We start from the raw sequence: 6,604 nt of genomic DNA, 5'->3' as shown, positions 1-6,604 counted from the left end.
CCAGTTTATTGCCCGCTTCCCGGGACAGCTTGAGGGACATCCGGGTAATGGGTTGGCCGTTGGCATCCAGTAACTGGCTAATACCGATCTGCCCACCCCGGATATCCCGACCTTTAACCGGCAGCCAACCACCGCGAATGCCCGCCGCCTCGATTGCCTTGTATTCCGCCATGGATACCCTCTCACCGACCTCCAGGCTGTTGGGGAAGCGTGTGGTCAGCCAGGCAATGCGATCGTGAATTGTTTGCCGTAACCAGCTGCGGTCACCGGGCAAAAAACCGCTGTGTTCAATCAGCCGGTCCAGCGCCTGCCAGTCAACTTTGCGCAAGATATCTTTCAGGGTGTGACCCAGCAAGTCATCCTCTAGTTGCGCGAGAATATCGACGCAGGGGTTGTCGATCGGGAATGAGTTCATGGGCGGTGCCTGGGGGTTCCGCAGTTTATTCAGCAACACCGGCATGGAGGAAAAATCGTCCGCTTGGGGGGCAGGCTCTGGTTTGTCGGGACACGGGTAGCGGGTCGCCAGTCCGGCAAAGTCCCAGTTGAACATGACCGGCTCCCCTTCCGGGGTCACTTCAATGCCCTCCCAGACGCTGTTCACCATATTTTCGTTACCGACTATCACATTAATCAGTAATAATCTGGCCCATTGCTCTGAAGACAAAGAGCGCAGCGTTGCCTCTCCGCCTTTGAGCTTACCCTGCCATTGTTCGGAGACAGGGCTAACCACGTAAAAATGACCCTGCTCCTGATGGACAAAACTCTGAGGTACCGTGATGCCCAACAGCCCGGCGAGGTTGGACATCAATAGCTGGTTGCGAGCACTGAGTTCACAGCTGGTCGGTTTGATGGAATAAACCTGCTGGCTAACAGGGTCGTTATAAATACCCGCTGGCCAGCTGCTGCTCTGGCATTCTTCCATGGCATTAATTTGCGGGGTCAGTTTTGCCAGAGAGAATGGTGATTCCGATGGTTTTGCCAAATGTCCGGTATAAGGCGTTATTAACCCCCGGACAACACCGGACTGTTTACCTATGGTAAAGAGCTGATAACTGAAGGGTGAAGGATGGTGCTCCCACTGCTTTTTAGTGTTCTCACACCGGCTGGCGGCACTGATGCTGAAGAAATGTTCGCGGTGTGCATCGCTGTCCTGCAACTTGATCGAGAACCAGAGGTCACCCTGCCTGGCAATCACCTGGCAGACCTCTTTGGCCAACAAGCGCCAGTCTTGCCTCTGGTGATCATCCTGGCAGGCAGCAAAACACTCCAGCCGGTCCATGTAAAAGCATCCCCTGACCCGCATCACATCCAGCGTATCCGCATCATGGAGCAGACTGCGCAGGGTCTGTATTTCTTCTGGTAAGTGCTGGCAGCCCTCCGGGTTATCCTTGTGGCAAATGGCTTCACCGCATTGCCACGCCAGAGACTGATCCACCCCGAAGTTGCGCAGGTGTTCCCTCAGGTTGTCAGCGCTGGCCCGCTCCCAATCTGCCGTATCGTCCCCATCGCCTTCACGGCCAGTGTCGTGAAACAGGCAGGTTTTGATCAGCAGCGGTACCATGTGGTCGGGAAATGCCAGCGCTTGAGGATCGCCGTGCAGTTTACGCTGTTGCAACAGGGCTACTGCCCAGATCGCCGCCCGGCAGCTGTGCTGGAGACCGTGAACCTCGCGGGCAATGGTTTCGGCAGGAGGTGAGATGTCTGATGGGCGATAAGACTGAAGCAAGGCAATTTTCGCTACCTGAGTGGATTCGATCAACGATGGATCAATGACCGGAAAATTAGCTGTTTCGGTATCAGCAAGTTTTGGACGCTTGTATACCGGCTCAATGGTCAGCGTTTCCAGTCCTGCCTCAATGATTTTCGGGGTAATATCAGTGATGGCTACCTTATGCCCGGCCTTACGCGTGAAATCACTATTGATTGTCTCATCCTGCTGCGCAGAAGCAACCGCCGGGAGCATGACCTCTTCACTTCTACTTACTTCTCTGGTAAAAGCGATGCCTGTCTTATCAATATTTTCAGATGAACTGACGCAAGCGGCAAAAAATGCCTGTTCTGTTGTTTCACCTACTGTTGTAATACCGAGCGAATCCATTTTTTAGCCCTCACTGCTGTCCTTGCTGTACCGACCTGATCGAAACAAGCCTGATCATATACCATTTGAACTTTGGACTATTTTGCCACTCATTAGTTCTATCCTTTGCCATGGAGGTACGGCAGGGAATGCGAACTTAATAATATCTGTTGCCTTTGGTGGCCCACTCTCCAAATTTATCCTTGAGCAAGCTGTCCCACTCCTTCTGATTTTTTGCATGCTTTATCATGTTGGTGCAATAAAGATCCCACCAAGTTCCCACATCGTGTTCTTTAGTCAACAATGTTTTAAATTCTCCGGTTGTAACGGGGCTAACGACAACGTTTTGATGACGTAAACAGTGTTTGGCTATTGTTAATTGGCTCTGCTCTGAACATTCTCCCCAGAATTGACGAATATACTCACGGTACTCTCTAAGGTGAAAGAAACAAAGATCAGTTTTGTAACGTTGCATTTCAACCAGAGGCAGGTCACCTTTATTGCTTTGCGTAATTTCTCTACTTGCCTCAGGAATGGCCTTCAAGCAATGGTCATGCTCATCCGCGCTATTGGCATTGACGCCAAAGTCTATGTATTTATCATTGGATTCAGGGAACAGAACAAGGTTAATAACATTTAACATCAACGCCAAAACTGCTTCCCGGGAATAATCATTGTGCGTAACGGGATCGAGGAGAAATAATCTTTCAAATGGATTACCTGAATCCCGCTTATAATTTCCTTCTTCCAGGAAGGCGGTTCTGAACTCAAAATACACATCTTTGAGATCTTTAATTTTGCGATCATAGAATTCCGGGTTATTACAGACAAAATTTGTTGCATTGGTAATATCCTTAAAGTTAATCCTAAACAGTCCACGAATAATTCCGGGAAGTTGCTGTGGATAAAAAGTCTTGATTTCGTCAATATGTCGGATCAGAATTTTCCGACTTAAATTATCCAGCGGTGTTGAGCCGGAACGTAGATAATGATTTTTCCCCATCACCACCAGCCATTGTTGCAGACTGAACTCATTGTGCTGATTGACACACGACTGACGCAGGATTCGGGAAAGCTGGTGTGTGCTTTCAGATACCTGGTTACCCTCACCAATTTCGGGGCGGAAATGGGCATTGCCTAATATCGATGATGAAAACCGCTTACCTTCAAAAGAACAGCCGCTGAAAAAGCCATCTTCAACAATGGCACTGTTTAACTGTTCTGTATTGAATTTACACGTATGAAATGAAATGGATTGAAACACTGTCCCCTTCATTGAACAGCCGCTGAAATCAATCCCTTTTAAATTATGCGCCCGTCCTTTCAGCTTAAAACCATCAAGGGAATCCAGCTTTCCCTTCAACAGTTGTGGGTTTTGCTCAAACAACAACTGTATGCCCTCTTCACCACAAACCTTGACGAGTTTTTTGATGCCTTTGTCAAACTGGCTGCCTTTACAGGTTATCTCATGGTAAAGGAGTGACCAGGATTGCCGAAAAAGCTTTTCCAGCGGGCGCCCATCAGGCCAGTGGCTAAAGCGTTTCTTCAAAACAGACAACAATTGCCGCTGACTTTCGCTAGAGCTGATATCAAGCAGGCTCAACTCGTCAAACAAGGACAGAGGGTTGGAAAAACGAGTCTCCTGTGGACTATTTGGATTATTGTCCTGAATCAAATTGTGGTAGTCAGAGGTTGACTGCGCAATGATTTTCTCATTACGAGCGAAGGCCTCCAAACCAAGGGTCTCATCAAACTGGCATTGATTTTCATAAACTTCTGCATCCATACGACTGAGTGTTTCAGAAGTCAATTTCATACATGTGATCCCATGTTCATGAATCCGCTCTGAATAATCCGCCAACTCCCCGTCCTCGATGATTCGGGTAAATACATATCCGGTGTCGCATTTCATCCTGCGCACCGAAGCGTCGGGATGGATATGCCAAGTGGGTTCCATCCCGATCTGAGTACGTCGCTCAAAGGAGCTCAGGGTAGCGTCATTTTTCAGGCTATCGATCACAAATTGTTCTTCATTCCCTCGCTGATCTGCACAAAATTTTATATCGTGCGCGGGGCAGAACTTTCTGGCGGGGGTTGCCGAAATGCCGTGGTGCAAACCCGGGCGGAGTTGCACCCAACGTCCTGCGCGAATACGAGAATGGGTGTCCCAGGTCAGTTCTTCGTCACTGAGTTTCAGCAACGGTTTAAGAAACGCTTTTTTACGGGTGTTTACCGGGGTGTTGGTATCCGCTGCCACGGCAAGCTTCATATCACCAAGGCAGCCGTGGCAGTCAGCCAGGGCGTCCAGCCATTGTTCTTCCAGGTCGGTGATATCCGGCCGCTCACCGTCGATGCCCAGCTCTGTCAGTTCCCGAAACAAGGCTTCAACCACCGCTTTGCTGTGTCCCCCAAAGGTGAGGGTCAGCTGATTTTCAAAACTCAGGGCTTTAGGCAGGTTCGGAGGAGAAAACAGAATACTGCCACCTTCACAGACGACCGATTCGAGTTCAACGGCTTTTACCGGTTGATCGCTCAGGCGGGCAGCCTTCAGTTGTTGCGGACTCAAATAAGTGACGCTCTGGCCTGTCAGTTTGGCAAAACCGTGGCTGAATTCAGCCAGTTGTACTTTCGCATCAACCTCTTCGCCAGTTCTTAAACTCACTCGTGCGGGCCAGCGCGGGGCAGGCAGGGGAGTTTCGATGATTGGCAGTTCTGTAATGGACGGCACGTCGGCGGCTAACGATGCCCGGCACTTGTTGGCAATGTCCTGCAGAATCGTCACGGTATGATCAAGGGTATTCTGGTCCTTTTCGTCCCATCGTGTTTTATCTTTGGCTAACTGCTCCGCCATGCCCTCACAGTCATTGGCCAGGCTGGTCAGGTCACTGCGCCAGTCGCGGTAATGTCTGCCCAGGGCAGAGTTGGTATATTGAACCCGGCTGGCCAGACGATGTAATCCCCTTTCCAGGGCCAGGTTATCAGCCAGTTTATTGCCCGCTTCCCGGGACAACTTAAAGGTCATCCGGGTGATGGGTTGGTCATTGGCATCCAGTAACTGGCTAATACCGATCTGCCCACCCCGGATATCCCGGCCTTTGACCGGCAGCCAGCCGCCACGGATACCCGCCGCTTCTATTGCCTTGAACTCCGCCATGGATACCCTCTCACCGGCCTCCAGGCTGTTGGGGAAGCGAGTGGTCAGCCAGGCAATACGATCGTGAATCGTTTGCCGTAACCAGCTGCGGTCACCGGGCAGAAAACCGCTGTGTTCGATCAGTCGGTCCAGAGCCTGCCAGTCAACTTTGCGCAAGATATCTTTCAGGGTATGGCCCAGCAAGTCATCCTCTAATTGCGCAAGGATATCGACGCAGGGGTTGTTGATCGGTAACGAGTTCATGGGGGGGGGCTTTGGGTTTCGCAGTCTATTCAGCAACACCGGCATGGAGGAAAAATCGTCCGCTTGGGGGGCAGGCTCTGGTTTGTCGGGACACGGGTAGCGGGTCGCCAGTCCGGCAAAGTCCCAGTTGAACATGACCGGCTCCCCTTCCGGGGTCACTTCAATGCCCTCCCAGACGCTGTTCACCATATTTTCGTTACCGACTATCACATTAATCAGTAATAATCTGGCCCATTGCTCTGAAGACAAAGAGCGCAGCGTTGCCTCTCCGCCTTTGAGCTTACCCTGCCATTGTTCGGAGACAGGGCTAACCACGTAAAAATGACCCTGCTCCTGATGGACAAAACTCTGAGGTACCGTGATGCCCAACAGCCCGGCGAGGTTGGACATCAATAGCTGGTTGCGAGCACTGAGTTCACAGCTGGTCGGTTTGATGGAATAAACCTGCTGGCTAACAGGGTCGTTATAAAGACCTGCTGGCCAGCTGCTGCTCTGGCATTCTTCCATGGCAGTACTTTGCGGGGTCAGTTTTGCCAGGGAGAAGGACGACTCCGATGGTTTTGCCAAATGTCCGGTATAAGGCGTAATCAACCCCCGGACAACAGTGGACTGCTCACCGATGGTAAAGAGCTGATAACTGAAGGGCGAAGGATGGTGCTCCCACTGCTTTTTAGTGTTCTCGCACTGGCTGGCGGCACCAATGCTAAAGAAATGTTCGCGGTTTGCGTCACTGTCCTGTAACTTGATCGGGTACCAGAGGTCACCCTGCCTGGCAATCACCTGGCAGACCTCTTTGGCCAACAAGCGCCAGTCTTGCCTCTGGTGATCATTCTGACAGGCAGCAAAACAGTCCAGCCGGTCCATGTAAAAGCGATCTCTGACCCGCATCACATCCAGCGTATCGGCATCATGGAGCAGGTTGCGCAGGGTCTGTATTTCTTCTGGCAGATGCTGGCAGCCCCGGGGATTATCCTTGTGGCAAATGGCTTCACCACATTGCCATGCCAGAGACTGATCGATGCCGAAGTTGCGCAGGTGTTCCCTCAGGTTGTCAGCGCTGGCCCGCTCCCAATCTGCCGTATCGTCCCCATCGCCTTCACGGCCAGTGTCGTGAAACAGGCAGGTTTTGA

2 protein-coding genes are annotated in these 6,604 nt (G+C 51.3%); both read right to left on the bottom strand.

What is annotated here, in order from left to right:
- Positions 1 to 2,098 (bottom strand): HD domain-containing protein (locus KBW69_RS22985; protein WP_257282444.1); only part of this gene is annotated, 2,098 nt, incomplete at its 3' end.
- A gap of 136 nt (positions 2,099 to 2,234) precedes the next feature.
- Positions 2,235 to 6,604, bottom strand: a 4,370-nt coding sequence (locus KBW69_RS22980; RefSeq protein WP_257282443.1) for a pentapeptide repeat-containing protein, incomplete at its 5' end; no start/stop codon positions are given.

The organism is Endozoicomonas sp. ISHI1 (genome assembly GCF_024606225.1).
Classification (GTDB): Bacteria; Pseudomonadota; Gammaproteobacteria; order Pseudomonadales; family Endozoicomonadaceae; genus Endozoicomonas_A.
This window is presented reverse-complemented; position numbering and strand designations above follow the sequence as displayed.